Below are 26,816 nucleotides of genomic sequence, written 5' to 3'. Positions count from 1 at the left end.
TTGAAATTGGCCAGATTTCAGTTACTGATAGGTGAATAAAAGCAAATGATCAGTGTGGATTTAAAAGCTGTTGTTTGCGTACTACCCATTTAAAGCAGCTTTGTGCATGGGGCCGTTTATCGGCTTTTTGTGTTTAAGCTGAAAGTGGGCTTATGGCCAGAATGTTTGCAATAATATCGATTGTTTGAGGTTCAGTTTTATACCGGAATAATTTTAAATGCATTTTCGCTGGTTATGGTGGCAATATCCTGCCAGTGACAATTTCGCAATTTCGCTATGATTTCTGCAATCTGGCGTAAGTTATCCGGGCTATTATTCTGTTGTGGTAGCGGTGACATGTATGGGGCATCAGTTTCAATAACCATGTGCTGTAAAGGTATTTTTTCGGCAATAAGGCGAATTTTTTTTGCCTGTGGGCGTAATAACAGGGAACCGACACTGATCAGAAAGCCATGCCTGATCCATGCCTGAGCTTCTTCTAGGCTGCCAGAAAAGGCATGGGCAATACCACCATAGATAAAACGGCAGCGTCTGATGCTGTGTAAACAGGCGTCGGTGGCATGAACATGATGAATGATGACTGGTCGTTGTGTTGCTTTTGCTAGCTGTAACTGTGCCTCAAAACAGCTAATTTGTAGGTTTTTATCAGTAGGGCTATGTGCACGTATAAAGTCCAGACCGATTTCACCGATTAGCGCTTGCGGGTTATGGTGTAACAGTTGTTCGAGCTGGCTGAGTGCTGAATTGTTATAATCGGCCACAAACCAAGGATGAATACCGATGGCAGCGTATAGCTGGGGATATGATTGTGCTAGCTGTAGGGTTATTGACCAATCATCAGAGCCGGTTGCCGGTACAAGAAAGTGGTTGATGTTTTTTTTGTCAGCCTGATGTAATACTTGTGTCAGATTGTCAACAAGTGGGCTGTGGTTGAGATGGCAATGGCTGTCAAAAAGCATAGTATTAAAAAACACGAGCTAAAAGCTCGTGTGGATAGTTAACTGGCATTAGTTTTGCACTAGTTCTTCGTCACTGTTGTGACTGTTTTCTGAATCGGTTGTTGCATTATTTACTGGTGCCGGTTTGTTTGTCTGCATGGAGGGATGCTGTTGGGCGATAGCCTGTTCTTCTGGTGATACTTCACCCTTGAAGCGATTATTCAAATCAAAGCGTTTGCCTCCACGTGCCAATGATTTAATATACCGTGGCCGGCGGCAATGATTGGCCAGAACACGGGCAATCAGGGTAGGATCATACTGTGGCAGTGCTGTGATTAAATCCTGATCAATACCGATTGCCAAAGGTTTGAAATGTTTAAATACATCGTATTTACGATAGATATGTTCGGCAATCATATAGGTTTGTTTTTTTTTGCTCATGGTTTGTACAGCAGATTTCAGTGCTGCACCCAAAGCGGTTTCTTGACTCATAAAGTTACTTCCTTGTGGTTTATGGCCCGTTTAAATAAATTAAAAAATAAACTAATAAACTGATTTCCAGCGATAAATTTGCAGTTATGGCTATAAAATAATATCTATGTATTGGGGGCAATGGAGTGATGCTGAGCAATTTCTGGTGTTTCGACACGAATATCAGCATTCTGGGCACGCTGGCGCAGTGCATGATCCATCAATACCAGTGCGAGCATGGCTTCGGCTATCGGTGCTGCACGCAGACCAACGCAAGGGTCGTGGCGACCATGAGTAGCCAGTATAACCGGTTTGCCGTGAATGTCTATGGAGTGACGTGGTGTGGCGATGCTGCTGGTTGGTTTAATGGCCAGATTAATGTGTATATCCTGCCCACTACTGATACCGCCTAATATGCCGCCTGCATTGTTGGATAAGAAGCCGTCCGGTGTCAATTCGTCGCTATGCTCACTGCCTTTCTGGCAGATACTATCAAATCCGGCACCAATTTCAATACCTTTAACTGCATTGATACTCATCATGGCATGAGCTATATCGGCATCAAGCCGATCAAATACAGGCTCGCCTAATCCAACAGGAACATGGCGGGCAGTGATATGCAGTTTGGCACCGATGGAATCACATGCTTTGCGTATGCTATCCATGTATTGTTCCAGTTCTTCAATCTGGCTGTGGTTAGCGACAAAGAATGGGTTATCGTTTATGTAGGCAAAGCTTTCAAAAGCTATGCTTTTTTCGCCAATCTGGGTGACATGGGCAATGATTTCGGTATTGAAATGCTCACGTAACCATTTTTTGGCAATGGCACCTGCTGCTACACGTGCAGCTGTTTCACGTGCGGAGCTGCGACCACCACCACGATAATCCCGTATACCGTATTTGTGCCAGTAAGTATAGTCGGCATGTCCCGGGCGGAAGCTCTGGGCAATATCGCTATAATCTTTGCTGCGCTGATCGGTATTTCTGATTAATAGCCCGATTGGTGTTCCGGTGGTTTTGCCTTCAAATACGCCAGAAAGTATCTCAACACAATCCGCTTCGCGACGTTGGGTAACGTGGCGGCTAGTACCAGGCTTGCGTCTATCCAGTTCTGGCTGAATATCGGCTTCACTAAGAGGCAATCCGGGTGGACATCCGTCTATGACGCAACCTAATGCCACCCCGTGGCTTTCGCCAAAGGTGGTAACGGTAAAGATTTGTCCGAAAGTGTTGCCAGCCATAGGTTTTACTCTTACGTTTTGAGAGACAAATTTAATTTTGTTGTTGAGTTTAGCATGGTTTATACGGTTTAGGCATAATTTGTCTGATGGCTGATTTGTTTTTGTGGCCGATGCATTGATATGGCTGAAAATTTACCTTTCTGCCAGTGTTTTTTACCTGTTACTAATGTTTTTATTATTAATGATATTTAGATGGTCGTTGATTTTTATGCCCTTGTTTTGTTTGGATGAATGTTAATATCATCAGAGTAGGGGGGGCTGAAATAAATTTTATTTATTAATAGGTAGTATATCTGTGATTATATCAGTTTGGACGTGGCTTTTTTGCTGCTGGCTGGCTGTGTGGCTCAGTGCCTGTAATCACTGGCGGTTCAGATGGCAGTGGTTTGGTTTTAATCGGGAAATTTATTGTAGTTCCCAGCCCAAAGGTGTGGTTACCACCGCCTATGCCTACGGCTACATTGGAGGGCATTCCTACGCTACAGGCACAAAGCAGGATTAAAGTAAGCAGAGAAACAGATATGAATTTCATGGTTTTTTTCAGAAAATGTGTTTTTTTTATTATAAAGCTTTTTGGCTGTCTGGCGAATAGGGTTGGTTTGCATGTTGGCAATGTATTTCTGGTAGCTGCAAATGCTAACTGGTGATCAGTTGTTTGAATTTTTGTGCGTTATCTTTGTGTGTGAAAAATACTGTCTTTTGTGATGTTTCAGTATTTTGATTTTATGAATAGATTTTTATGATGGTCGCTGGGTTAATTGTGCGGGCTGTATGCTTAGCTGAGTTATGAAGCTTTGTGAAGGCTGCTTAGTAGTTGATGTTACTGTGTTGTTTAAATATTAAAATAATCCACCATCAGCCAGCAGATGTTATATACGAACATGGTCTATTAATTTGACGAGATGTTCTGATGGGGTAGTTTGTTATTAATGATTGTGCTTTAGGTTTGCTAACTGCACAAATCATTGTTTGGCGCATTCATCTGCTAGTGGCGTTTCATCAGCAATTTAAAATGAATGGCTAATTAATTTTCCTTTAAAATCCAAGCTGAAGGGTGCGCATTAAAACCGATATGACGATAATAATCTACTGCCTGCGGTGCAGCCAGTAAGGTGATTGAACATGCTTTGTCAGTATTGTTTTTCACTTCTTTAATTAATTGTTTACCGATGCCTTGCCGTTGATAATCTTCATCCACCGCGAGATCTGCCAAATAAGTAATATAAACAAAATCTGTTAAGCAACGCGCCATACCAATCAGTTTATTATCATGCCAAGCGGTTATCAGTAAATTGGCATTATCTAACATTGCTTGAAAGCGTATGGTATCCATAAGTGGACGACGCTCGCCTAACGAACAGTGACGATAAAGTGTAATGGCTTGTTCGAGTGTTGGTTTGACATCAGAACAATAAATAATGAGACTCATATTAATCCTCCATCATAATATGAATGTTCTACTTGAATTAACTCTAGCTTATTATTGATAAGATTATAATATTTTCTTTTGTACCTTTCTTTATTTTCGCTTGCATCAGGATCGGCCAATATTTGAGAAATAATAATTAAGCTAATATTTATATGGTATTTTATTGAAAATCTATTTTTCTATTTTCATCTGCTATTAAAGAGGTATTTTGGTAAAGCAATAACTTTGTTAGGGCGTAAATTTTTGATTGCTCCACAAATGGCACCACCACATCTATGAATTTTAATTAAATAATGAGAAACATGTTTTGCAGTTTTAATTTTTGCTATGGTTTCGGCTAGAAAGCCTTTAAATTTAAATTAGTATCGGCTATGTTTTGCATGGTGCAAACATCGCTGGCTGAAAATAATAAATATTAAATGATAAGTTTAAATATTTTTATTTTACTTTAGATGGCCATTTAAGACTTTAATTTAAGAGAGTATGCAATTGGCAATTAATTATGTATATCTTGGCCAGTTAATCATTTATTTTAACTAGCCAAGATAGGTATTTGCTGGCGTGTGCAGATTAAATTTTAATTATGTGGCGCAATGCTTTGGGCTACGCTGCTCAGTCCCTGAGCCAAGGCTTTAACCATATTGCTGTAGCCATTACCATGCTGAGCAATGCGGACGTTAAAATTCTGTCCTGTTTCATTAGTACCCAGCCAGCTACTATAGCCATTGATGTAGATATAACCATCGTAGCTGCCCTGAAAGGATTGGATATACACAGTTAGTGTGGCAGTTTTAGGTTTGCTCTCAGGAGTGAACAGATAATGAGTGCTCTGTTTGTTCAGTTCATTAGCTAATGCCAGACTGATTTCATTACTCAAATCGTCAGCCCAAAAATGCTGCTGGGCAAAATGCAGAGTGGTTGGGCTGTCCTGATAAACCAGATTCCCTTGATTGAGACGTTCAGCCAGTACAACTTTAAGCTGGACTGGTGTTCTCAGGCCGGCGGCAGGCAACTGATAATTACTGCCGGGTAACTGGTAATAGGTAACCGAATTGCCGGCACAGGCACTGAGTGCCAAACTAGTGACACAGACAAGTAGTAGCGGGATTTTCATTATCTGGCTCCTTGTGGCTCGGGATCATGCCCGCGGCGATTGAAAATGAGGGCATTAGGTTGCTGTTTCAGGGTTTTCAATGTCGGCTGTGCCTCTTTCAGCGTATTATCAATGCTTTTTAAGGTTTGCTGAATATCGCCATATAAAGGAGAAGTGCTGGATACGCCTTGCAGGGTGGTACGCAATTCTTTAAGGGTGGCACTCAGCTCAGCCGGTAGCTGCTGGGTTTTGTTTTGTGCCAGTAGCCGGTCTGCACTGGCCAGTGTGGTTTTCAGTTGTGCCAGTGTGCTGTCTAACTGCTGTATGGAGTGCTCAATCGGCAGGTTGTTCAGTTTGGCTAATAATGCAGACAGCTGATCCTGAATCATGTCTAGCCCGGTATGACGTGTGCCGATTACGGTGTATCCCTGATAGTGTGTTACCGGTTTGAGCAGTGATTCGCCGGATTTGGCCTGTGTGAGGCTGATATACTGATTACCTGTCAGCAAGTTGTCTTTTTCCAGTGATGCAGATAAGCCTTTATTGAGTGCCTGCTGGATTTGTTGCTGCCAGATTTTGTCATCCTGTCTGCTGGCATTGATTTCCATGCGTCCCGGTTCGATGCGCAAGCGTACCGGTATCCAGCCATGCTGGAACAGTTTATGACTGTCATTCAGGGCAAAATAGGGTACATCGGCCACTGATCCGATGTTGATTCCCTGATACTCTACCGGAGCGCCTACACTCAGACCACGTACGGATTGTTGAAAGAATGCCACGTAGTATTGTGTGCGTGAGGAAGGCTGGTTATTCAGTTCACGTGCGCTATTATATAAGGTAAATTCGGTATTGTTCGCAACAGGCTTGCCTTTGCCCTCAAACATGGTTTTGAAAACAATGGCTCCTGAGAGCAGGGCAGGCAGTGGAGCGGAATCAATATGTACGCCACCACCAGATGCCGTTACCTGAAGGCCGCTTTGCAACCAAAATTTAACTTTGTCGCCGATCAGGCTGTCATATGGACTATTTATATAAACCTGATAATGGACGCTGTTGTCTTTGGGGTCAAAATAGGCCTTTTCTATTTGTCCGGCGCTGATGTCTCCGTAAAGTACGGGGCTGCCGGGGGTTAACAGTTTGTCGCTGTGGCCTTTCAGGCGCAGACGGATACCGCTTTGGGAAATGGCGCTTACTGGTGGTAAATCCCCTACAGTAAAGGTTTCAGCCTTTTCTTTGCTATGGCCGGGGGTAAAGGCAATGTAGGAACCGGATACCAAGGTATTGAGGCCAGTAATGCCACTTTGGTCTATGCGCGGTTTGACAATCCAGAACTGGGTATCTTTACGCAGCATATCTTTAACATCGGCACTCATCTGCGCTTTAATCTGCACTCCTTTTTCATCCGGACTGATGCTGATGGAGGTAACTTTACCTACGGTGACATTCAGTACTTTGATTGCTGTTGTATTAATCTCTATTCCATCAGCATCATTAAGATATAGCGTAATTTCCGGCCCTGTATGGCGCAGGTGCTGGATAAATAGCCAAGCTCCCGTTAATAATGCCAGTACTGGGATGGTCCACACCAGAACATTAAATGGCGGGGTATGTTTTACTGTAGCAGTTGTGTGTGTGGTTTCATTTTCTGTTTGGCTCATGATGAATGCCTTTTATTGCTACTTTTATGATGAGATGGATGTTGTTTTATCTCATCCCAGATTAAGCGTGGATCAAAACTGAGTGCTGATATCATGGTTAAAATCACTACGGCGCAAAAATAAATGGTGGCAGCACCCGGTGTCACGTGTGCCAGTGGTGTGGAAAATGCTGACATGAGTATGATGACAACGAAAATATCAATCATTGACCAGCGTCCGATTGATTCGGTAATGCGATATAAAACGGTTAATTTACGCGCAGACATCAGTGGGCGGTAAGCCGCAGAATAGAGTAATACCAGCATGGATATGATTTTCAGTACTGGAATGGCCATACTGGCACTGAAAATAACGACAGCTATCAGTACATCACCATCATTCCACATGTATTCAATGCCATCAAGAATGGTACTGGCCAGATTGGTACCCGGGGAACGAGTTATCATCATGGGCAGTAAATTGGCCGGAATATAGAAAATAATAGCTGCCAGTAAAAATGCCATGCTGATGCTCAGGCTTAGAGGTTTGCGCCGGCTTAAATAAGAACCGCAAACGTCGCAGACATTCTGGGTATCGGGTTGTTCAAACAGACAATAGTGACAATTAATGGTATCTTTATTATGCTTTTGTAATGTTGGATCATGGCCGGTGAGGCGTTGAATCTGATAAAAAATCCAATGTTCAGGCACGCCCTGAGAGGTACGGATGAGCAGAATGCCCAATACCATCATAAACCAGAAAGCCAGCCCGAAATGTATTTGTGCCATACCGCTGATTTTAATATAGGATACCAGCGTGGCAATATAAAATACATCTACCATGATCCAGTGACGCAGACGTACCAGTGTACGGGTGGCGTATAACATACCCGGTAATACTTGCTGATAACGCAGGCCGGTAAAAACGTACAGGCATAAGAGTAAAAACAGTACTGGGGAGCCAAAGGTCAGAAAAAACATTATTTCCGCCAGCAGAGAATAGTCTTGCTGTGCCAGTGTCGCTACCATATAGGGGATGGTTAACTCTACATGTATGCCAAACAAATCTATACTCATGTATAACTGAGTGTATACGATGGTCATGATGATCAGTGAGGCAATGGCGTAAGCTGTCGGCGTATCAAGCGGATGTATTTCAATTCGTACAAGATGCTGATGGCAGCGGGGACATAAAGCAGATTCACCCGGTGTCAGGGCAGGAATGGATAATGACAGGCCGCAGCAAGGGCAGCCAACTCGATGTGCTGGCAGACTGCTCGCAGGCAAGTTGGTTGAAGGACGATGCGCCGGTTGTGCTGAACGGTAGCTCAAAATATCAGGTTTCTGTAGTGAAAGCAGCTATATAAAAAAATAACTTAACAGAGACTTAATTTCCCTGTTAAGTTAAATATACGTAATTTAAGGCTAATGTGCAATCAGCTTATAGTGCTGCAAGTACCGCATCGCCCATCTGGCTACAAGAAACGCGTTGACAACCTTCCTCAAAAATATCACTGGTACGTAAGCCTTGTGCCAGTACTTTGCCAACAGCTTGTTCAATTCTTTGTGCTGCATGTTCATTATTCAGGCTGTAACGCAACAACATGGCTAGGGAAAGGATGGTTGCCAGCGGATTAGCCAGATTCTGGCCAGCTATATCAGGAGCGGAACCATGTGAAGGTTCATACATGCCTTTTCCTGTTTCGTTGAGAGAAGCAGAAGGTAGCATGCCGATGGAACCGGATAACATGGATGCCTGATCTGAGAGAATATCGCCAAAGATATTGCCAGTAACAATCACATCAAACTGCTTGGGTGCTTTTACCAGCTGCATGGCTGCATTGTCTACATACATATGGGTTACGCTGACATCAGGGTAATCCTTACTCATATCAGTGATGATCTCACGCCACAGTTCAGTGGTTTCCAATACATTGGCTTTATCAACGGAGCACAGTTTTTTATTGCGTTTCTGTGCAGCCTCAAAGGCAATTTTACCAATGCGACGGATTTCACTTTCACTATAACGCATGGTATTGATGCCTTCGCGTTCGCCATTAGGTAAGGTATGAATACCACGCGGTTCGCCAAAATAGATATCACCGGTTAATTCGCGCACAATCAGTATGTTCAAGCCAGAAACAACTTCCGGTTTCAGGGTTGAAGCATTAGCCAGCTCAGGATAGAGAATTGCCGGACGTAAATTACCAAACAGGTTAAGGTCTTTGCGGATGGCTAGTAAGCCGCGTTCGGGTCGTAAAGGGCGTTCCAGTTTGTCATACTGTGGGCTGCCAACGGCACCAAGTAATATTGCATCTGCCTGCCGACAGATATTCTGGGTAAATTCAGGGTAGGGATGGCCGTATTCATCATAGGCGGCTCCACCTAACGGCGCGTACTGATAATCTGCATCCAGCCCCTCTGCAATAAGCTTGTCTAAAACACGTACAGCCTGTGCAATGATTTCCGGGCCGATGCCGTCACCGGGAAGGATAGCAATATGTTTGCTCATTTTTATTCTTTCTGCATGTCAATGACTGACCAGTGGCCTTGCGGTCATCAGTCAGTTTTTTTAGATAAATGGAAAGTAAATTGTTATTTGATTTAATCAGAGCTTGTACAACCAAGGCTGCTGTTGCTGGTGTCTGATTTCAAATGCCTTAATCGCATCTGCATGTTGCAGCGTCAGGCCAATCTCATCCAGACCATTGAGCAAGCAGTGTTTGCGGTGTTCGGTAATTTCAAAATGAAAGTGCTTACCATTAGGTGTACTAACGGTTTGTTCTGGCAGACTGATGCTAAGCTGATAATTTTCCTGAGCAGCAACTTCTTGAAATAGCTGTTCAACAACTTCTTCAGGCAGAATTATGGGTAACAGACCATTTTTATAGCAGTTATTAAAAAAGATATCTGCAAAAGAGGGGGCAATAATGGCTCGGAATCCATAATCTTCCAGTGCCCATGGTGCGTGTTCCCTGCTCGAACCACAGCCGAAATTTTTTCGTGTCAGCAGAATATGTGCACCCTGATAGCGTGGCTGGTTAAGCACAAAATCTGGATTTAAAGGGCGTTTGTTGTTATCCATACCGGGTTCGCCGTGATCCAGATAACGCCATTCATCGAATGCATTGGGGCCAAAGCCGCTACGTTTGATTGATTTTAAAAACTGCTTTGGAATAATGGCATCTGTGTCTACATTGGCTCGATCCAGAGGTGCCACCAGAGCAGTAAGGGTAGTAAAAGATCTCATGCTAGTATTTTGGTATTTTGTAGTTAATGATTGAATTGAGCAAGCCCTGACGGGCTTGCGTACAGTTACATTTCTGAGCGTACGTTGTCAGAAGCATTACTTACTGCCTGACCACCGGAAGAGATATCGCGACCCACACCGGAAACAGTATGACAGCCCGCCAGAAAACCAACAATGGCAATACTCAAAAGCATCAGTTTTTTCATGATATTATCCTTGTTTGATTATTTATCGGCAGCATTAGATAAGTGCTGGCCACCAGCTCTTACATCCTGTCCCATTCCATGAATTGTGTGACAACCGGAGAGTACAGCCATAACCATTGCAGCAATTAACAACATTTTTTTCATGCTTACTCCTTAAACAAAGATAAAAGTTAACAAATTCAATCAGAACTACATGCTTATCATGCACTTGCTGGCTTAAAACTGCAAGTTATTCACTGTATATTTGTCGCACGTCGGTAAAATGTCCGGTAATTGCAGCAGCGGCAGCCATGGCTGGGCTAACCAGATGAGTACGGCCGCCGTTGCCTTGCCGGCCTTCAAAATTACGGTTGGATGTGGATGCACAGCGTTCCTGTGGCTGTAAACGGTCGGCATTCATGGCCAAACACATGGAGCAGCCCGGCTCTCGCCATTCAAAACCGGCTGCAATGAAGATTTTGTCCAGCCCTTCGGCTTCCGCCTGCTGTTTAACCACACCTGAGCCGGGCACAATTAATACTCTTTTCACATTGTCTGCTTTGTGTTGCCCTTCTGCCACTTTAGCGGCGATACGCAAGTCCTCAATGCGCCCGTTGGTGCAAGAACCGATAAATACCACATCAACCGGAATTTCATTTATTGGTGTGCCAGCAGTTAACCCCATATATTGTAAAGCGCGCTGCATACCTTCGCGTTTAACCGGATCAACCTCTGCAGCCGGATCAGGTATGCGTTGATTTATTGCGATAACCATTTCCGGTGATGTGCCCCATGTAACCTGAGGTTCTATATCTGCGGCGTTAAAATGATAAGTTTTATCAAAGTATGCGCCTTCATCAGACACCAGCGTTTGCCAGTAGCTGACCGCCTGCTCCCATAAAGCTTCTTTGGGTGCGAAATGGCGGCCTTTAATGTAATCGATTGTTGTCTGGTCTACTGCAATCAGACCGGAGCGGGCACCGGCTTCAATGGCCATATTGCATAGTGTCATACGCCCTTCCATCGATAAATTGCGTATGGCTTCGCCTCCAAATTCAATTGCGTAGCCAGTTCCGCCAGCTGTACCAATCTGGCCGATGATATATAAGGCAATATCTTTGGCAGTGATGCCGGGTTTGAGAATGCCATCAATTTCAATCAGCATGGTTTGTGATTTTTTGGCGGTAATACACTGAGTTGCCATCACATGTTCTACTTCTGACGTACCGATACCATGAGCAAGTGCACCGAATGCACCATGCGTGGAGGTATGCGAATCACCACATACTACGGTCATGCCCGGTAAAGTGGCACCTTGTTCGGGGCCAACTACATGGACAATTCCCTGATTGATATTTTGAAACGGATAATATTTCTGTACGCCAAAATCATGAATATTTCTATCCAGCGTCTGAACCTGTAGTTTGGATATTGGGTCGGTAATACCCTGATCCCAATGATCGGTAGGGGTATTGTGATCCGCTGTGGCCACAATACTTTGTTCCCGCCAGAGCGGGCGATGCGCCAGTTTCAGACCTTCAAAAGCTTGCGGGCTGGTTACTTCATGCACCAGATGGCGATCGATATAAAGTAAAACTGTACCATCTGACTGTTCTTGGACAATATGGCTATTCCACAGTTTTTCATAGAGGGTTTGTGCTTTCATTATAGTGGCTTTGTTTTGTCATGATTTATGTGTGAGGCATCTTAATACTGTTAAGACAGATTTACAAGTATTTTGTCTAAAAATAAAAAATTCTATGTTTTTTAGTAAAACCCTAAGTTATTTTTAGACTAAATGTCTAATCTTTATTGATTGGTATGGCTGAACCATTCTGTTAATGATTAAATTTACTGTTTTCTGCTGAATTGTTGTTTATTGTTATAATAATAACTGCCATATGAAGCAAAAATGCTGAGTGTGAATGTAGAAAGGAATGAAATATGAGTTTACCTGATGTGGCCGCAGCGCATCGTACTGAGTTGCAGAAATTTGAACGTGCAATTTTAGCCAGACAAACCCAAATTGAATCATGGTTTCGTGCTCAATGGCGACATCACCACGTTCCTTTTTACGGATCGGTGGACATCCGTAACAGCGGATATAAATTAGCCAGTATAGATATGAATCTGTTTCCGGGTGGTTTTAATAATCTGAATCCTGCTTTTCTGCATCTGGCGTCGGTAGCTGCGCAGGATGCGGTGGAACGTGCTTGTGCTGAAGCACATTCAGTATTGTTAATCCCCGAGAACCATACGCGGAATACCTTTTATCTGCAAAATGTTTATGCTTTGTATTCAATTCTGCGGCAAGTTGGTTTAAACGTCCGTATTGGTACACTAAACCCTGAAATTACTCAGATAACCACGCTTGAAACCGCACTTGGTGACCACATTACTCTGGAACCAATACAGCGGCAGTCAAACCGTTTGCAGTTGGCTGATGGGTTTACACCATGTATGATTCTGTTAAACAATGATTTGTCTGGTGGTGTACCAGAAATTTTACAGGGTCTGGAGCAGACATTGTTACCGCCAGTGAAAGCTGGCTGGACCACGAGGCGTAAAAGTACCCATTTTCATGCTTACAATCAGGTGGCGGCAGAATTTGCTCAGCTGGTAGGTATAGATGAGTGGACAATTAATCCCTATTTTGAAGTGTGCAGCGGGCTCGATTTCACTAGTCATGAAGGAGAAAATCGTCTGGCCGAAACTGTGGAACGGCTGTTGCAGCGTATTCAGCACAAGTATGATGAGTTGGGGATTCAGGATAAACCTTTTGTTATTGTTAAAGCCGATGCCGGTACTTATGGCATGGGTGTGATGAGTGTGCATTCGGCTGAAGAAGTACGCGGGCTCAATCGCAAAAAACGCAATAAAATGGCCAAAATCAAAGAAGGGCTGGAAGTTAGCGAAGTCATCGTGCAGGAGGGTATCTATACTTATGAAACACTGCATGGTGCAACAGCAGAACCAGTGGTATATATGATGGACAGATTCGTTATTGGTGGTTTTTATCGCGTACATCAGGATCGTGGACCAGATGAGAATCTTAATGCTGTAGGTATGCATTTTGTACCATTGAATTGCAATATTGCTTCGCTGGAAGAACAGGATGCCGAAGATGAAGCAGCAAGTAAACGCGAGTTTAAGCCCTGGGATCAGCTAGGTATTCCACAAACGGAAAATGCTACTCAGGCCAGTGATTGCGAAAGCACCCGTTTGTATGTGTATGGTGTACTGGCCAGATTATCCTTACTAGCCGCCGCTATTGAGCTGGAAAATATGCCTGAGGCAGCTGTTTAGCTTGTTTAAACTGATTTGATTGTGGTGTAGTGCTGATTTCCAGAAATCCGGAAATCAGCTTCAATTCTCATAAATCGCTATTGATAAAGTTGTATACAGAATGAAAAAAACTCGAGTATTAACCGGCGTTACCCCCAGCGGGATACCGCATCTGGGTAATTATGTTGGTGCAATTCGACCGGCTATTCAGGCTAGCCTGAATCAAGATGTAGAATCATTTTTATTTTTATCAGACTATCATGCCCTGATTAAATGTCATGACCCGGAAAAGGTATATGAATCTACAAAAGCAGTGGCGGCAACTTGGCTTGCCTGTGGTCTTGATCCAGAACGTACCACGTTTTATCGACAGACTGATATTCCGGAAATAATGGAATTAAACTGGATTCTTACCTGTAATACTGCCAAGGGTCTGATGAACCGAGCACATGCCTATAAGGCAGCCATGCAGGAAAATGCAGATAAAGGGCAGGAAGATCCAGATCATGGTATTGAAATGGGGTTGTTTTGTTATCCGATGCTCATGAGTGCGGATATTCTGATGTTTAATGCAGATAAAGTACCTGTCGGACGAGACCAGATTCAGCATCTGGAAATGGCTCGCGATATTGCCGGCCGTTTCAATCATCGTTTCAAACCGTTGTTTACCTTGCCGGAAGCACAAATCGACGACAATGTTGAAACACTTGTGGGATTGGATGGCCGTAAAATGAGCAAAAGTTATGGCAATACCATTCCATTGTTTGAATCTGAAAAGAAATTGCAGAAAGCAGTTAATAAGATTGTCACTAATCTGAAAGAACCCGGCGAAGCGAAACAGCCGGATGAAAGTCCCTTGTTTGATATTTACAAGGCATTTGCCACACCAGCAGAAACCGACCAGTTTACACAGATGCTCGCAGATGGACTGGCCTGGGGTGAGGCCAAGAAAATTCTGGCGGCAAAAATTAATGAGGAACTGGCTGAGAAGCGTGAACGCTTTGCACAACTGAACGCACAGCCTGCTCTGATTGAAGATATTTTGCAGGCTGGTGCTGTAAAAGCGCGCCAGCAGGCACGGCCACTACTGGAGGCAGTACGCGAAGCAGTGGGTATCCGTTCATTAAAATAGAGTATATTTTTATCCGGAAGGGAAAATGACTCTCCCTGCCGGATAAACACTCCGACAGGTAAACTCAATGAAAATCCTATTTATTGCCGACCCGATGGCAGGTTTTAAAACCTATAAAGACACCACGTATGCCATGATGCGGGAGATGGCCAGACGTGGCTGGAAACTGTTTCATACATTAGCCAGTCAGTTGAGTGTGCAACAGGAATGTGTTGTGGCTAGTGCGAGCGAGTTCAGCTTTACTGATGCCAGAAATGAGCATGATCATGACTGGTTTAAACCTTTGCCACCGCAACAATGCCCACTGAATCGTTTTGATGCGGTTATCATGCGTACCGATCCGCCTTTTGATATGCAGTATCTGTATGCTACGCAATTGTTGACACTGGCCGCCAAACAGGGTGCCTATGTGTATAACAGTGGTCAGGCAATGCGTGATTTTAATGAAAAGCTGGCCATTCTGGATTTTCCTGAGTTTACCGCCCCAACACTGGTTACGACGCACGCAGCTGATGTGCGGGCGTTTCTAAATGAATATCAAGATATTATTATCAAGCCGTTGGATGGAATGGGCGGGATGGGCATCTTTCGTCTAAAACAGAACGATCCCAATATTGGCAGTATTCTGGAAATGCTGATGCGTCTGGATAGCCGTACCATTATGGCACAACGTTATATCCCCGAAATTGTTCATGGCGATAAACGCATACTGATTATCGGCGGCAGAGTAGTGCCGTATGCGTTGGCACGTATCCCGCAAAAGGGTGAAACGCGTGGCAATCTGGCTGCCGGTGGCCAAGGTGTAGCACAGCCGTTAAGTGAACGTGATCGACAGATTGCAGAAACACTGGCGCCAGAACTGGTACGCAGAGGTATTTTACTGGCGGGGCTGGATGTAATTGGTGATTACCTCACTGAAATCAATGTCACCAGCCCGACTGGTTTTCAGGAAGTTAGTAAACAAACCGATTGTGACGTAGCCGCATTGTTTGCCGATGCAGTGGAAGAAGCGGCGCGCTTGCATGGTTCACCTGTGTAGCTTTTCATATATTCTATAAAAATCAGATGATAAAAGGGAAAAATTATTGTTATGCCTGAAAATAACAATCAGTACGCCATAAATATTAAAGGTAAAAAAGGTTTACGCCGTATATTCAATGCTTATGGTTATTCTCTGGCCGGTTTGAAAGCAGCCTGTAGCGAATCAGGCTTTCGTCAGTTGTTATTATTAAACAGCGTATTGATTATACTGGTGTTCGTACTGGATTTTGGTATGCTGACACGGATGGTATTGATTATGGCTTCATTTTTAAGCTGGATTGTTGAACTGTTTAATACCGCTATTGAGGCAGCCGTAGATCATACCTCACTGGCTAAACATCCTTTGGCCAAACGTGCCAAAGATACAGCCTCAGCCGCTCAGTTGTTAACTATGCTACTTCTGGCTGTTTTGTGGTCATTGGCATTATGGCGTGATTATCTGGTTAACTGGTTTTAAAAATATTGTATTTCTACTCTAGACAGTTGGATTGCTGATACGGCTATTTTTAACTTTATACAGTAATTGTTGATTGAATATAGGTCTGGCTGCTGTCTGAATAATAGAAAGTAAACAATGCATTTTTTGATAATTCTATTACCTGTATTTGGTATTTTTGTCACAGGTTTTATAGCGCAGAAAGTATTAAAATTTGATATTGCCAGTTTATCAAAATTATCGTTGTATATTCTTTCGCCATTTTTAGCTTTTAAAACGTTTTATACCCATCAGTTAACTGCTGCCTACGCTTATTATGCCTTTTATGTATTGGCTTTATGTGTTGGGCTGATTATACTGGTTTATCTCTGGTCGAAAGTGTGTCATTACCAGAATCAGGATAATTGTGCCCTGATTCTGGCGTCATGTTTTATGAATAACGGTAACTACGGTACGCCGGTAATTCTGGTGTTTTTCGGTTCTGCTGGTTTTGATGTCGCTGTTATCCTGATGGTATTGCAGCAGTTTATCATGAGTACTCTCGGTACTTATTATGCAGCCAAAGGCAGCAGTGATGTCGAAGGTGTCAGCCAGCGGACGATACTGAAAAAAGTTTTACGGATGCCGATTGTCTATGGTGCTTTGTTCGGGCTGATATTTCAATTGCTGCATATTCCCCTGAGTAAAGAAATTATGCTGGCTGTGGGCATGATAGGGGATTCTTCTATTCCGGTAATCATGCTGATTCTGGGTATGCAATTGGCTACGTTACATATCAGACAAATTGAAGTTGCCAAAATAAGTTTTGCGCTGGTAGTCCGATTGATGGTATCACCCTTGTGGGCGTTGCTGCTGGTGTATTTTATGCCGATAGACCTGATGGCGAAAAAAATATTGATTGTTCTTGCCGCCATGCCAACAGCAGCTAATACTACTTTGATTTCCGTGCAGTTCAACACCAAACCGCAATTGGTTTCTTCAGCTACTTTTTTTAGTACGGTATTAAGCCTGATTACCTTGCCGATAGTGCTGATGCTGGTTCAGCCGCCGGTTATCAATCTATTAGCGATTTGAGTGGTGATTTAAGCTAATAAATGTATATTTGATATATGCTTATTTGAATAAATGACAGGTCTTATTATTGGTGTGACAGGATCTGATTTATTCCCTGATGTAACAATACTTATTACCCATCCAATAATGTTCTTTTACTTGAAACGGATTATAACAATATACAGTACAATTTATTTTAGGTTAAAAGACATGAGCATAAACAAGCAACATGGTTGCAGAAGTATTGTTTATTTATTAATTACGGTAATAGGCTGGGGAATTATGTATCCAGCATCCAAACATGCAGTATCTTCAGGTATTGATGGCTATTACCTTACCTTCATCCGTTATGTTTTAGGCGCAGTGCTTGTCAGTGTGATATTAATTATTCTGGAAGGAAAACAAAGTTATCAGACTGAAGGTAAAACCTTACTACTTTGGTTTTCGGAAGTATCAGCTTTGCATGTCTAAATTTTCTCACATTCATAGGAATCGGTTATTCATCAGCAGAACATGCAACTATTATATTAGCACTCATGCCCTTATTATCGTTTGCTTTAACATGCATTATTAATCGTAGTTTCCCCGATACTAAAACCAGTTTCTATATGCTAATAGCTTTTGCCGGCATAGTTTTGGTTATTACTAATGGTAATTTCAGTCATTTGATGGCTTCATCTAGTTTTATTGGTGATTTGTTATTACTGGCAGCCACTGTTTGCTGGGTAATTTATACCTATTTTGCCAATATTATGGATTCAGTATATAGATGGAATATTTAGAAAGAAATTTTCATTATTTGAACCAGATATAGGTGCTTGACAATATTCTTGCAACTAAGTTTCTAGCATTGAATGATTGTGGAATTGTACATTTGTTTAAATTTGCAGTGTATGATGAGCTACAGAATAATAAATTGGTTGAAATTTTACCTGAATATTTTATTAATCATTTATGGCAATTTTGCTTTCTTTACCCTGAATCGCATAGAAAGTCAGAAAAATTAAGGGTTTTTACCGATTACTTCATTCAAAATATCAAATGATTGAGCAAAATTCGAGGTATATTTATGCCGATATATTTGGTATTAGAGTAATCAGGCAGCTTAAATTTTTAATAAATGCTTTATATATCGGAATTACCAAGCCGTAGCCCAAAATATAAATATATATTATTTGCTATTCAGGTTAATTCTGATTTAAAAGATGAAATATGCCAAATTGCAGATAAACTTCTTTTCAAAATCATATCTATGTAAAGATTTTTGTCTTTAGTGATGTTCATAACTTATCGTTATCACGATAAATCGGTATCATAGCCACTTAGACCTGCTGTAATGACAGACTGAGTGGCTTATGACAAAATTAAAATTTACCAAAATGCATGGTTTGGGTAATGATTTCATGGTTATTGATGGTATCAACCAGAAATTTGACTCGACAACAGCACCTATTGCTGCATGGGCACAACGGCATACCGGTGTAGGATTTGACCAGCTTCTTTTGATTGAAGCGCCGCAAACTGCAAAAGCTGATTTTCGTTACCGCATCTTTAATGCTGATGGTTCCGAAGTAGAACAGTGTGGTAATGGTGCACGCTGTTTTGCCCGCTTTGTCTATGATAAAGGTTTAACCAACAAGCAACAGATTGTGGTAGAAACGGCAGGTGGGGTGATTGTGCCGCATTTAAATGATGATGGTACAGTAACCGTGGATATGGGCGTGCCATTATTTGCGCCCGAACAGATTCCGTTTGCTGCCATTGATGAAGATGATGCCCAGCGTATCAGCCATCAGCTGGTTATCGGAAATGATACGGTTGATGTGACCTGTATCAATATGGGTAATCCGCACGCCGTTATGGTTGTGGAAGACATCGACCGGGCACCAGTACATCGGCTCGGCGCAGCAATTGAAAACCACAGACAATTTCCACAGCGGGTTAATGTGGGATTTATGCAAATACTGTCACCACACCAGATTCGCTTGCGTGTTTTTGAGCGCGGTGTTGGGGAAACACAAGCTTGTGGTACTGGCGCATGTGCGGCAGCGGTAGCCGGAATCAGTCTGGGAGTATTGGCTGATGATAAGCCAGTACAGGTTAGTTTACCCGGGGGGCTGCTATCGATAAGTTGGCAGCAACAGCCAGATGCTCATGTCTGGATGAAAGGCCCGGTGCAGACCGTATTTGAGGGGGAGATTGATTATTTATGAGTATTGATGAAGCAAAAGTGCGTGCTTTTTTACATGCACAACCACAGTGGCTGTACGATCATGCTGCTGAATTTAATTTGCGTCCGATTGAAAGCAAAATATTGTCATTTCAGCAGGGCAAGATGCAGGTGATGCAGCGTAGAACCGAAAAAATGGCTTCTCAATTAGTTCAGATGCTAGGTAATGCTGATGCAAACCATACATTGATGACTAAATTTATGGCATTTGATCAGCGCTTGCTCTCGGTGAATACTTTGACACAGTGGCAACGTGCAATCCGAGATGGTCTGAAAAATGAATTTGCTTTAACTTACTATGCTTTGAAAATTGTTACCGCTGTACCGAAAAATGTGCGTGTGCCGGCAACTTTACTGGCGGAAGACAGGATTAAAACTATTGCTGAAAAATTAACTGCTCCTGTTTGCGGTACTTTACCCGTAGCTGCTTTATTAGAGTTATTACCTGAACAGCCACGTCTGGAAAGTTTCCTACAGTTACCACTGCTCTGGAAAGATCAAGTGCTTGCAATACTGGTTATTGGCCACGAAGATGAAGCACATTTTACTCCTGATATGGCCACAGAATGGGTAACAGCTATGGCTGAGAATATGGCTATTGTTTTGGCACGTTTACTGAAACTGGTACGTTGATGGGTACACTAATAAGCTATGTTGTAGTAGTGGTATATGCCGTACTGTTTGTATGGCAATGCTGTAAATATGAGCTCCATGGCTGGCTGGCCGCATCAGTAACTGTCTGGTTGGTTCTGGCCAGTATAAGTAGTGCGATTTTGCCGGGGATTGCTGCTCCTTTTAAAACGGTGAATTCGTTTCTGGTGCCTATGTATGTTTTGCTGGGGTCATGTTTCGTTATGCACCAAGGCCGCAAACTTAAGCATAGCTCTTATTTAACTGTGTTGTTGTACAGTAGCTGGTTACAATTTGGGGCATTGGCTATCTGTCTGGCTTTAGTTTTGTGCCTGATAAAAAAAGCTACATTGATTATTCCTTTTCTCGTAAGTTTGCTTCAGATGTATGCTTGGCAACCCATTTTCTGGATTGGTAGCCAATGGATATTAATGATAATGTTATTTTTGAGTAGTGCCGATAAGGAAAAACCCATATGGCGCTGGCAGACTTTAATGCTTTTCAGCTTGTTTACGCAGCTGGTATATATGATGTTAAGCTTTAGAGGAAAATTGTAATTCTAGATAATAGAAACAGATAACAGAAAAGCCAGACTGTTCAGTCTGGCTTTTCTGAATTTATATATGCTTATTTAGAAGCAGCTGCAGCAGAGGCTTCAGCTTCGGCTTCAGAAGCAACAGCAGGAGCAGAAACTTCAGTAGTTGGAGCTACTACTGGTTCTGAAGCTGGAACTACTGGTTCAGAAGCAACAGCAGGAGCAGAAACTTCAGAAGCAGCAGTAGAAGCAGCAGGAGCTGCTTCTTCTTTATTACAAGCAGCCAAGAACAAAGACATCAGGGCAGCAGCAGCTAACAAAGATTTTTTCATGATTATGTACCTTAATCTGTATCAAAAAGTATTACTTTAATGATGGAAGTCCAGTTTTTGCACACTATATCATTTCTTCAACAAATAGCTATAGTGCGCATAACTTGTGCAAATCGAATTATGCCCCGCCTTGCAAACTAATGCAATCAGCCATGCGTGCATTTTTGTTAAATAAGTAGGTTGGCAAAGTTTGTTGTCTGTCTAAAAAGGTTGCTTGAGCTTACGTTGGCTTGCCTGTGTGATAACAGGCTGGTGGTATAATTTTGCTTGTAATATATTGATGATGTTTAATAAAATAAAGAAATAGTCAAAAATAATTTTACAGTTTAAAGCCAGTCAGCCAGAATTGGTAATGTGAATATTAGTTGTTTTTTTGCAACAAATAAACATGGGTGTGGTTTTATTGACTCATACTATTATTGGATAAATGTATTCAACCTAATATTTATCAATAACACAGTCGAACAGTTCATCAGTAGTTAGCGACAATATCTTTGCAGTTTTAATACTGTATTTTTTATGCGGTGTTCAATATTTTAATTTGTTTAATTCAATATGGGAAATAGCAAACCAGCTATCGCTGAATTAAGTTGATCCAAATATAATTAGAGAAACTCTTTCTTAAATATTGTTAGCTATGGTTAATATATTTAGAATCAGTCATTTGATTAGTTTTAAATCACTATACTAGCAATTTCGGCCATTTTTGCGACTTTTATTCAGCTGGCTTACTAATCTCTATCTTTATCTATCCTGTTTCCGCCATTCGTTGGTCTATCTATACAACTAGTTAAAGGGTGTTTAATGTCCGCAGCACTGCTGGATGCTATTGTTCGGTATAATTACAGGATGCAAAATATCCGGCAATACGTATATTGGGGATGCTAGTTGTTTTTAATTATCATTAATTCAATGCAGGAAGCTTATCATGACAGAAGCCGTAGAACGTGAAAACATGCAGTATGATGTTGTAATTGTTGGCGCTGGTCCGTCAGGCTTATCTGCTGCCATACATTTGAAGCAACTGGCCGCCCGGCAACAACGTGACATCAGTGTGTGTGTTGTTGATAAGGGTTCTGAAGTAGGTGCTCATATTTTGTCTGGCGCAGTTATCGATCCACGAACTTTGTCAGAGCTAATTGAAAACTGGCAAGAAAAGGATGCGCCATTATCTTGTCCGGTCAAAGAAGATCGATTGCTGTTTCTTACCCAGAAAAAAGCTTATCGACTGCCCATTGCGCCAAGCTTTAACAATCACGGCAATTATATTATCAGTCTGGGTGTGTTCTGTCGCTGGTTGGCACAGCAGGCAGAAGAGCTGGGGGTGGAAATTTATCCGGGCTTTGCTGCTGTGGAAATACTATATCATTCTGATGGCTCCGTACGCGGTATAGCTACGGGAGATATGGGGCTGAACCGCGATGGTAAGCCCGGTGATAATTATCAGCAGGGCATGGAGCTATTGGCACAGCAAACTATTTTTGCCGAGGGCTGTCGTGGTTCGCTTACTAAAACTCTGCTACAGCAGTTTGAATTAAACCGGAATTGTCAGAATCAAACCTACGGAATCGGTATCAAAGAATTATGGGAAATCGAACCGGAAAAATCTAAACCCGGCACAGTAATACATTCAATTGGCTGGCCACTGGATCAGCAGACTTATGGCGGCTCATTCCTGTATCATCTGAATGATAATAAGGTGGCTGTGGGATTTGTGATGGGTCTGGATTATCGCAATCCCTATCTGTCACCTTTTGCTGAAATGCAACGCTATAAGACACACCCAGCTATTCGCGAGATTCTTGAAGGTGGCAGACGTATTGCATATGGTGCGCGCGCGCTAAGCGAAGGAGGGCTGCAAAGTTTACCCAAGCTGACTTTTCCGGGTGGTGTGCTGGTAGGTGATACCGCAGGTTTTCTCAATGTACCACGTATCAAAGGTATTCATGCTGCAATGAAATCAGGTATGCTGGCAGCAGAAGCCGTAATTGATGTATTGAGTGCAGACGAAACTAATCATGGTGGTAACCGTGAAGCTGTGAGCTATAGTGAGCTGTTTAAAAATAGCTGGTTATATGATGAATTGCATAAAGTTCGCAATATGCGGCCAGCATTTAAATGGGGGCTGTTTGGTGGTCTAGCTTATGGTGCGCTTGAAGAATATCTGTTCAGAGGCAAAATGCCATGGACACTTCGGCATCATTGTGCTGATCATGCATCTTTACGTAAGGCACAGGATTGCAAGCCTATTGATTATCCCAAAGCTGATGGAAAATTAACCTTTGATCGCATGAGCAGCGTTTTTCTGGCCGGAATCAGCCATGATGAAAGCCAGCCGGTGCATTTACAGTTGCAGAATCCAGAACTGGCCATTAGTGTCAACTATCGTGATTATGCCAGTCCTGAGATTCGTTATTGTCCTGCTGGTGTGTATGAAATCGTGGAACAAGCAGGAGAGGTTCGGTTACAGATTAATGCCCAGAATTGTGTGCACTGCAAAACTTGTGATATCAAGGATCCCACCCAGAATATTAACTGGGTTTGTCCCGAAGGCGGTAGTGGCCCCAATTACGCAGAAATGTAATTATTAAAATCAGCGTGAGCTAGAAAATTCTGGTCAAACAAAGCCACAATAATATTATGGCCAGTCTGTTTTATTTTAATGTTCGCGCTCATGAAAGAATGCATAAGTTGCATCATGAAACAATTCTACTTGGGGATTTTCTTCATACTGCAATTGTGCAATTTCATTATCGAAAGCCGTACGAATAGATTCAGTAGCCAGTTCTGCCATATCAGACGGCAGCGCCCGCAATAAACCTTTCAGTGCAGTAGCCAGAACCCGGTTTTGCATGATTAATGCTTCATTACTTTCTTCAAGAAACTCAATACGCTGTTCGATTGTGCTCATCCTTTTAATCCTAAATTAATTGGGTAAAATATACATTATTTTAGCATTTTAACTTATAAAAGTTGTTATAATTGTCAAGATATAGTGCACTGAAGAATCATGTGCAATCTGTTTAAAATATATCGGGATGAAGAGAAGTGAGGGCATGGTGAAAAAACAGACTGAACAACTAAATCAATTTGTTTTTACTCTGAGTGAAGATAATCCGCCTAAACAGCAAACTGTCTCCAGGACGACTGCCGGTGCAGAAACAACGAGGACAGATACAATGCCCGAATGGGAGCGTAATCTTGAACGGTTGCGCCAGAATAAAAAAAAGCTAGATGGCAAGCCGGCTCGCCATGAGGAAACGAAAATCGTTAAGCCATCAGTAGTCGCTCGTCAAGCCAGAAGGCAGGAACATGGCTTAAATATATCGCCTAAGCCAATGGATAGCGTAGCCGACCGCACGGCCTATACAACTCCGAGTTCCAGAAATAATAAACCGTCTCAACCCAATAATGAGTTTTTACTCGATCCGGTACAGCGGGAACGGGCTTATCGTGCTTATTTGCAGCAATGGCAGCAGCAAAGTATTCGGGAAGCTGAGCAACAGGAATCTGCTTTAAATGATACTGCTTTATTGATTCAGGAAGACTGGCTGGCTGCACAAAGCTGTTTACAAAGTGCTCCTATTGACGAAACTTCGTCTTCTAGCTGCACCATTCAATTAAAAGGCAACCAATCTACTGTTTTACCAACTGAAAACAGCCAGAAAGATGTTGCAGATGATGGGCAGACTGATACAGCAGAAAATGGCCAGCCGGTTATTCATGTACACATGCATGTAATCGAACCACGCGGAATGGCCAACAAGGCAGTGACCTGTATTTCTGAGCAGGCATTATTGCAGCAATTAAGCGAGAAATTACGTCCTCATCTGGCCGATGTATTGTCAGGGATGGTACGTGTTGCCGTACAGAAGCATACTGCCGGATTAGTATCCACTTTGCAGCGAGAATTACTGGCAGAAGTGCCTGTGGCCGTAGAAGATATATTGAAGCATAATCTGGCACAAGTGATGAATAATTTTAAGAAAAGACATCGTTAATAGTAGTTTTTGCGCTTTGTGCGCAGATGGCTGAATATTTTATCTTCAACTTTGCCTATAGCTGAAAACAATTGTATTTTTATGATTTTTTCTGGTTAATCGAAAGATTAATAATTTGGCTGACCAGATATCAGTTTGGCTAAGATTATATTTTTCGGGGCAGGGTGGGTGTTTCGAATAATTGATAATGTTACTTTGATTCGTTTTATCGAAATTGGTGAAACTAACTTTCTAATAAAATATTGTTTTTAAATAAACTTATTATTATTGTGAAAGTTTAGATCATTTTGTCAATCATGGTGAACAAGTAGCAATTATGCTATAATGCGCATAAACTGGATTAAGCACAATGTAAAGCCAGTATAGCTCAGTTGGTAGAGCAGCGCACTCGTAACGCGAAGGTCGTAGGTTCGATCCCTATTACTGGCACCAGTTTAATGCATTGATTTTACAAATATTTTATAAAAATAAATTCATCTGCTTTTAATAGAGAAGCGCTACTGTGTTTATCTGGGTAGTTCGTTTTGGCTGATTTCTAAATGCATTAATAAATTTTTGAGTATTCTATTGGTGAAAATAGAAAATTTTGCCAACTCGGATTAGCTGCTTATCTTGTTACTGTGCAGTTTCGTTTAGACGTGCATAACGTTGTGCCAGTACCGCGCATATCATGAGTTGCAACTGATGAAAAATCATCAGTGGTAACAGCATAATTCCTACTATACTGGCTGGAAACAGAACATTGGCCATAGGAACACCATTGGCCAGACTTTTTTTGGAACCACAAAAAACAATAGTAATTTCATCAGCGCGATTGAAGCCTAGCAAACGTGCAACTAACGTATTAATGCTGAGGACTAAAAAAAGCATCAACAGGCTTAGCATAACAATCATACCAATTGTTCCCAAGTTAACCTTATGCCATAAACCCTCAACTACGGCATCACTGAAAGCAACATACACCACCAATAGAATTGAACTACGGTCAGTACGGTTTATCCATACTTTATGTTTATGGATCCAGTTTGCAAGCAGTGGCCGTGCCAAATGGCCTGCGACAAAAGGCAGCATCAGCTGTAACAGAATGGATTCAATTGCTGCGGTAGTATCAACGCTATTGCCACTGGTTGGCATCATCAAACCAACCAGTATTGGCGAGAGAAACACGCCAAGAATGCTTGAGGCTGAAGCACTGCACACTGCTGCGGCTACATTGCCTCCGGCCACGGAGGTAAATGCAATTGCAGATTGCACCGTAGCCGGCAGTGCGCATAAATACAGGAAACCTAGATAAAGTTCGGGAGAAATCCAGTGTGGTACCAGAATCTGTAAGCCTAATCCGATTAGTGGAAATAATATAAATGTACTGCAAAATACCACCAGATGCAGTCGCCAGTGCCTGATGCCTTCCGTAATAGCCTGGCGAGACAGTTTGGCACCGTGCATAAAAAAAAGCAATGCAATCGCGAGGGTGGTCAGATAGCTGAAAAATGTTTTTGCGATACCCTGACAGGGCAGAATAGTGGCTGTGCCCACAACGGTTAGCATCGCCAGTAAAAACGGGTCAATATAAAATTTTTTGAGCAGATTATTCATGGCAGTAACCGATATGTACGCGTGCGTTACCAAAGTGATTATTTTAACGTAAAAGACTTAAGGGCAAATAGCGGGTAAGTGAGTTAAAAAGGATTAATTTAATCAGGCGATTAGCTGTTAGTCATAAGATATGACTGTTTTGCCTCATTAAAAGGCGATTTATTTCAGCTTATTACTAAATAGTTACAAACATAATCAGGGCGATTATGCTAATTGTTGTCGGTTTGTCATTGGCAAAATAAAACATTCATACCACTGAAAGACATGAAAAACCGGATAGAAGCTGTCTATCCGGCGTGTCC

General features: G+C 42.2%; 27 protein-coding genes and 1 tRNA gene. 12 read left to right on the top strand and 16 right to left on the bottom strand.

Going from position 1 to position 26,816, the window contains the following annotated elements; all coding sequences use genetic code 11:
* Positions 1-197: 197 nt before the first annotated feature.
* The 13 genes from J6578_RS01900 to leuC form a co-directional block, all read right to left on the bottom strand.
* The gene (locus J6578_RS01900; RefSeq protein ID WP_287953768.1) at positions 198-974 is read right to left on the bottom strand and encodes a TatD family hydrolase; all 777 of its coding nucleotides are present in this window, start codon (positions 972-974) and stop codon (positions 198-200) included.
* 33 nt (positions 975-1,007) lie between these two features.
* On the bottom strand, positions 1,008-1,430 hold the full coding sequence (locus J6578_RS01895) for a ProQ/FINO family protein (RefSeq protein WP_093093438.1): 423 nt from the start codon (positions 1,428-1,430) through the stop codon (positions 1,008-1,010).
* Between the two features lie 104 nt (positions 1,431-1,534).
* Positions 1,535-2,650 (bottom strand): chorismate synthase, encoded by a 1,116-nt coding sequence (aroC, locus tag J6578_RS01890; protein WP_239362207.1) that lies wholly within the window; start codon positions 2,648-2,650, stop codon positions 1,535-1,537.
* Positions 2,651-2,954: 304 nt separating this feature from the next.
* A complete protein-coding gene (locus J6578_RS01885; protein WP_141683450.1) occupies positions 2,955-3,182 on the bottom strand; it encodes a hypothetical protein in 228 nt (75 codons plus the stop codon).
* Between the two features lie 492 nt (positions 3,183-3,674).
* On the bottom strand, positions 3,675-4,079 hold the full coding sequence (locus J6578_RS01880) for a GNAT family N-acetyltransferase (RefSeq protein WP_287953767.1): 405 nt from the start codon (positions 4,077-4,079) through the stop codon (positions 3,675-3,677).
* Between the two features lie 577 nt (positions 4,080-4,656).
* A complete protein-coding gene (locus tag J6578_RS01875) occupies positions 4,657-5,193 on the bottom strand; it encodes a PqiC family protein (protein WP_093093445.1) in 537 nt (178 codons plus the stop codon).
* Positions 5,193-6,830 (bottom strand): intermembrane transport protein PqiB, encoded by a 1,638-nt coding sequence (gene pqiB, locus J6578_RS01870; protein WP_287953766.1) that lies wholly within the window; start codon positions 6,828-6,830, stop codon positions 5,193-5,195. The genes J6578_RS01875 and pqiB overlap by 1 nt, the downstream gene beginning before the upstream one ends.
* Positions 6,827-8,140, bottom strand: coding sequence for a paraquat-inducible protein A (locus J6578_RS01865; protein ID WP_093093449.1), 1,314 nt, complete (start codon positions 8,138-8,140; stop codon positions 6,827-6,829). The genes pqiB and J6578_RS01865 overlap by 4 nt, the downstream gene beginning before the upstream one ends.
* 109 nt (positions 8,141-8,249) lie before the next feature.
* Positions 8,250-9,320, bottom strand: coding sequence for a 3-isopropylmalate dehydrogenase (leuB, locus tag J6578_RS01860; protein ID WP_287950304.1), 1,071 nt, complete (start codon positions 9,318-9,320; stop codon positions 8,250-8,252).
* A 96-nt stretch (positions 9,321-9,416) separates the two neighbouring features.
* Complete coding sequence (gene leuD / locus J6578_RS01855; RefSeq protein ID WP_287953765.1) at positions 9,417-10,058, bottom strand: 3-isopropylmalate dehydratase small subunit; 642 nt, start codon at positions 10,056-10,058, stop codon at positions 9,417-9,419.
* A gap of 65 nt (positions 10,059-10,123) precedes the next feature.
* A complete protein-coding gene (locus tag J6578_RS01850) occupies positions 10,124-10,264 on the bottom strand; it encodes an entericidin A/B family lipoprotein (protein WP_051608108.1) in 141 nt (46 codons plus the stop codon).
* An 18-nt stretch (positions 10,265-10,282) separates the two neighbouring features.
* Positions 10,283-10,408: an entericidin A/B family lipoprotein gene (locus J6578_RS01845; protein WP_080701765.1), complete on the bottom strand. Its 126-nt coding sequence runs from the start codon at positions 10,406-10,408 to the stop codon at positions 10,283-10,285.
* A gap of 85 nt (positions 10,409-10,493) precedes the next feature.
* Positions 10,494-11,909 carry a 3-isopropylmalate dehydratase large subunit gene (leuC, locus tag J6578_RS01840; RefSeq protein ID WP_287953764.1) on the bottom strand — a complete coding sequence of 472 codons (1,416 nt, stop codon included), beginning with the start codon at positions 11,907-11,909 and terminating at the stop codon, positions 10,494-10,496.
* A gap of 278 nt (positions 11,910-12,187) precedes the next feature.
* Between leuC and gshA the strand changes: the two genes are divergently transcribed.
* From gshA to J6578_RS01795, 9 genes are all read left to right on the top strand, one after another.
* A complete protein-coding gene (gshA, locus tag J6578_RS01835; protein WP_287953763.1) occupies positions 12,188-13,549 on the top strand; it encodes a glutamate--cysteine ligase in 1,362 nt (453 codons plus the stop codon).
* 100 nt (positions 13,550-13,649) lie between these two features.
* Positions 13,650-14,660, top strand: coding sequence for a tryptophan--tRNA ligase (trpS, locus tag J6578_RS01830; RefSeq protein ID WP_093093462.1), 1,011 nt, complete (start codon positions 13,650-13,652; stop codon positions 14,658-14,660).
* A 67-nt stretch (positions 14,661-14,727) separates the two neighbouring features.
* A complete protein-coding gene (gshB, locus tag J6578_RS01825) occupies positions 14,728-15,699 on the top strand; it encodes a glutathione synthase (protein WP_287953762.1) in 972 nt (323 codons plus the stop codon).
* Between the two features lie 51 nt (positions 15,700-15,750).
* A complete protein-coding gene (locus J6578_RS01820) occupies positions 15,751-16,158 on the top strand; it encodes a diacylglycerol kinase (protein WP_093093466.1) in 408 nt (135 codons plus the stop codon).
* A gap of 117 nt (positions 16,159-16,275) precedes the next feature.
* Positions 16,276-17,211 carry an AEC family transporter gene (locus J6578_RS01815; protein ID WP_239362140.1) on the top strand — a complete coding sequence of 312 codons (936 nt, stop codon included), beginning with the start codon at positions 16,276-16,278 and terminating at the stop codon, positions 17,209-17,211.
* A gap of 51 nt (positions 17,212-17,262) precedes the next feature.
* A complete protein-coding gene (locus J6578_RS01810; RefSeq protein WP_287953761.1) occupies positions 17,263-17,661 on the top strand; it encodes an EamA family transporter in 399 nt (132 codons plus the stop codon).
* 884 nt (positions 17,662-18,545) lie between these two features.
* Entirely contained in the window at positions 18,546-19,403 is an 858-nt protein-coding gene (gene dapF / locus J6578_RS01805; RefSeq protein WP_287953760.1) for a diaminopimelate epimerase, read from the top strand.
* Positions 19,400-20,053, top strand: a complete 654-nt coding sequence (locus J6578_RS01800; protein WP_093093478.1) for a DUF484 family protein — start codon at positions 19,400-19,402, stop codon at positions 20,051-20,053. Before dapF ends, J6578_RS01800 begins: the two co-directional genes overlap by 4 nt.
* Positions 20,053-20,607 carry a hypothetical protein gene (locus J6578_RS01795; RefSeq protein WP_287952627.1) on the top strand — a complete coding sequence of 185 codons (555 nt, stop codon included), beginning with the start codon at positions 20,053-20,055 and terminating at the stop codon, positions 20,605-20,607. Before J6578_RS01800 ends, J6578_RS01795 begins: the two co-directional genes overlap by 1 nt.
* Before the next feature lie 70 nt (positions 20,608-20,677).
* Here J6578_RS01795 and J6578_RS01790 read toward each other — a convergent pair whose 3' ends face one another.
* Positions 20,678-20,917 carry a hypothetical protein gene (locus tag J6578_RS01790; RefSeq protein WP_093093482.1) on the bottom strand — a complete coding sequence of 80 codons (240 nt, stop codon included), beginning with the start codon at positions 20,915-20,917 and terminating at the stop codon, positions 20,678-20,680.
* Positions 20,918-21,845: 928 nt separating this feature from the next.
* Here J6578_RS01790 and J6578_RS01785 point away from each other — a divergent pair.
* The gene (locus tag J6578_RS01785; protein WP_287953759.1) at positions 21,846-23,501 is read left to right on the top strand and encodes an electron transfer flavoprotein-ubiquinone oxidoreductase; all 1,656 of its coding nucleotides are present in this window, start codon (positions 21,846-21,848) and stop codon (positions 23,499-23,501) included.
* Positions 23,502-23,576: 75 nt separating this feature from the next.
* On the opposite strand, the gene J6578_RS01780 is transcribed toward J6578_RS01785, so the two are convergent.
* Positions 23,577-23,828: an NGO1151 family protein gene (locus J6578_RS01780; protein ID WP_037406612.1), complete on the bottom strand. Its 252-nt coding sequence runs from the start codon at positions 23,826-23,828 to the stop codon at positions 23,577-23,579.
* A 127-nt stretch (positions 23,829-23,955) separates the two neighbouring features.
* On the opposite strand from J6578_RS01780, the gene J6578_RS01775 reads away from it, so the two are divergent.
* Both J6578_RS01775 and J6578_RS01770 read left to right on the top strand, forming a co-directional pair.
* Entirely contained in the window at positions 23,956-24,918 is a 963-nt protein-coding gene (locus J6578_RS01775) for a hypothetical protein (RefSeq protein ID WP_239427829.1), read from the top strand.
* Between the two features lie 356 nt (positions 24,919-25,274).
* Positions 25,275-25,350 (top strand) — tRNA-Thr (locus tag J6578_RS01770).
* Between the two features lie 183 nt (positions 25,351-25,533).
* On the opposite strand, the gene J6578_RS01765 is transcribed toward J6578_RS01770, so the two are convergent.
* A complete protein-coding gene (locus J6578_RS01765) occupies positions 25,534-26,514 on the bottom strand; it encodes a bile acid:sodium symporter family protein (protein WP_287953758.1) in 981 nt (326 codons plus the stop codon).
* Between the last annotated feature and the right edge of the window lie 302 nt (positions 26,515-26,816).

The organism is Snodgrassella sp. (genome assembly GCF_024103505.1).
Classification (GTDB): domain Bacteria; phylum Pseudomonadota; class Gammaproteobacteria; order Burkholderiales; family Neisseriaceae; genus Snodgrassella; species Snodgrassella communis.
Note: the sequence above shows the minus strand (reverse complement) of the source record. Positions and strands in the feature narration are given on the sequence as shown.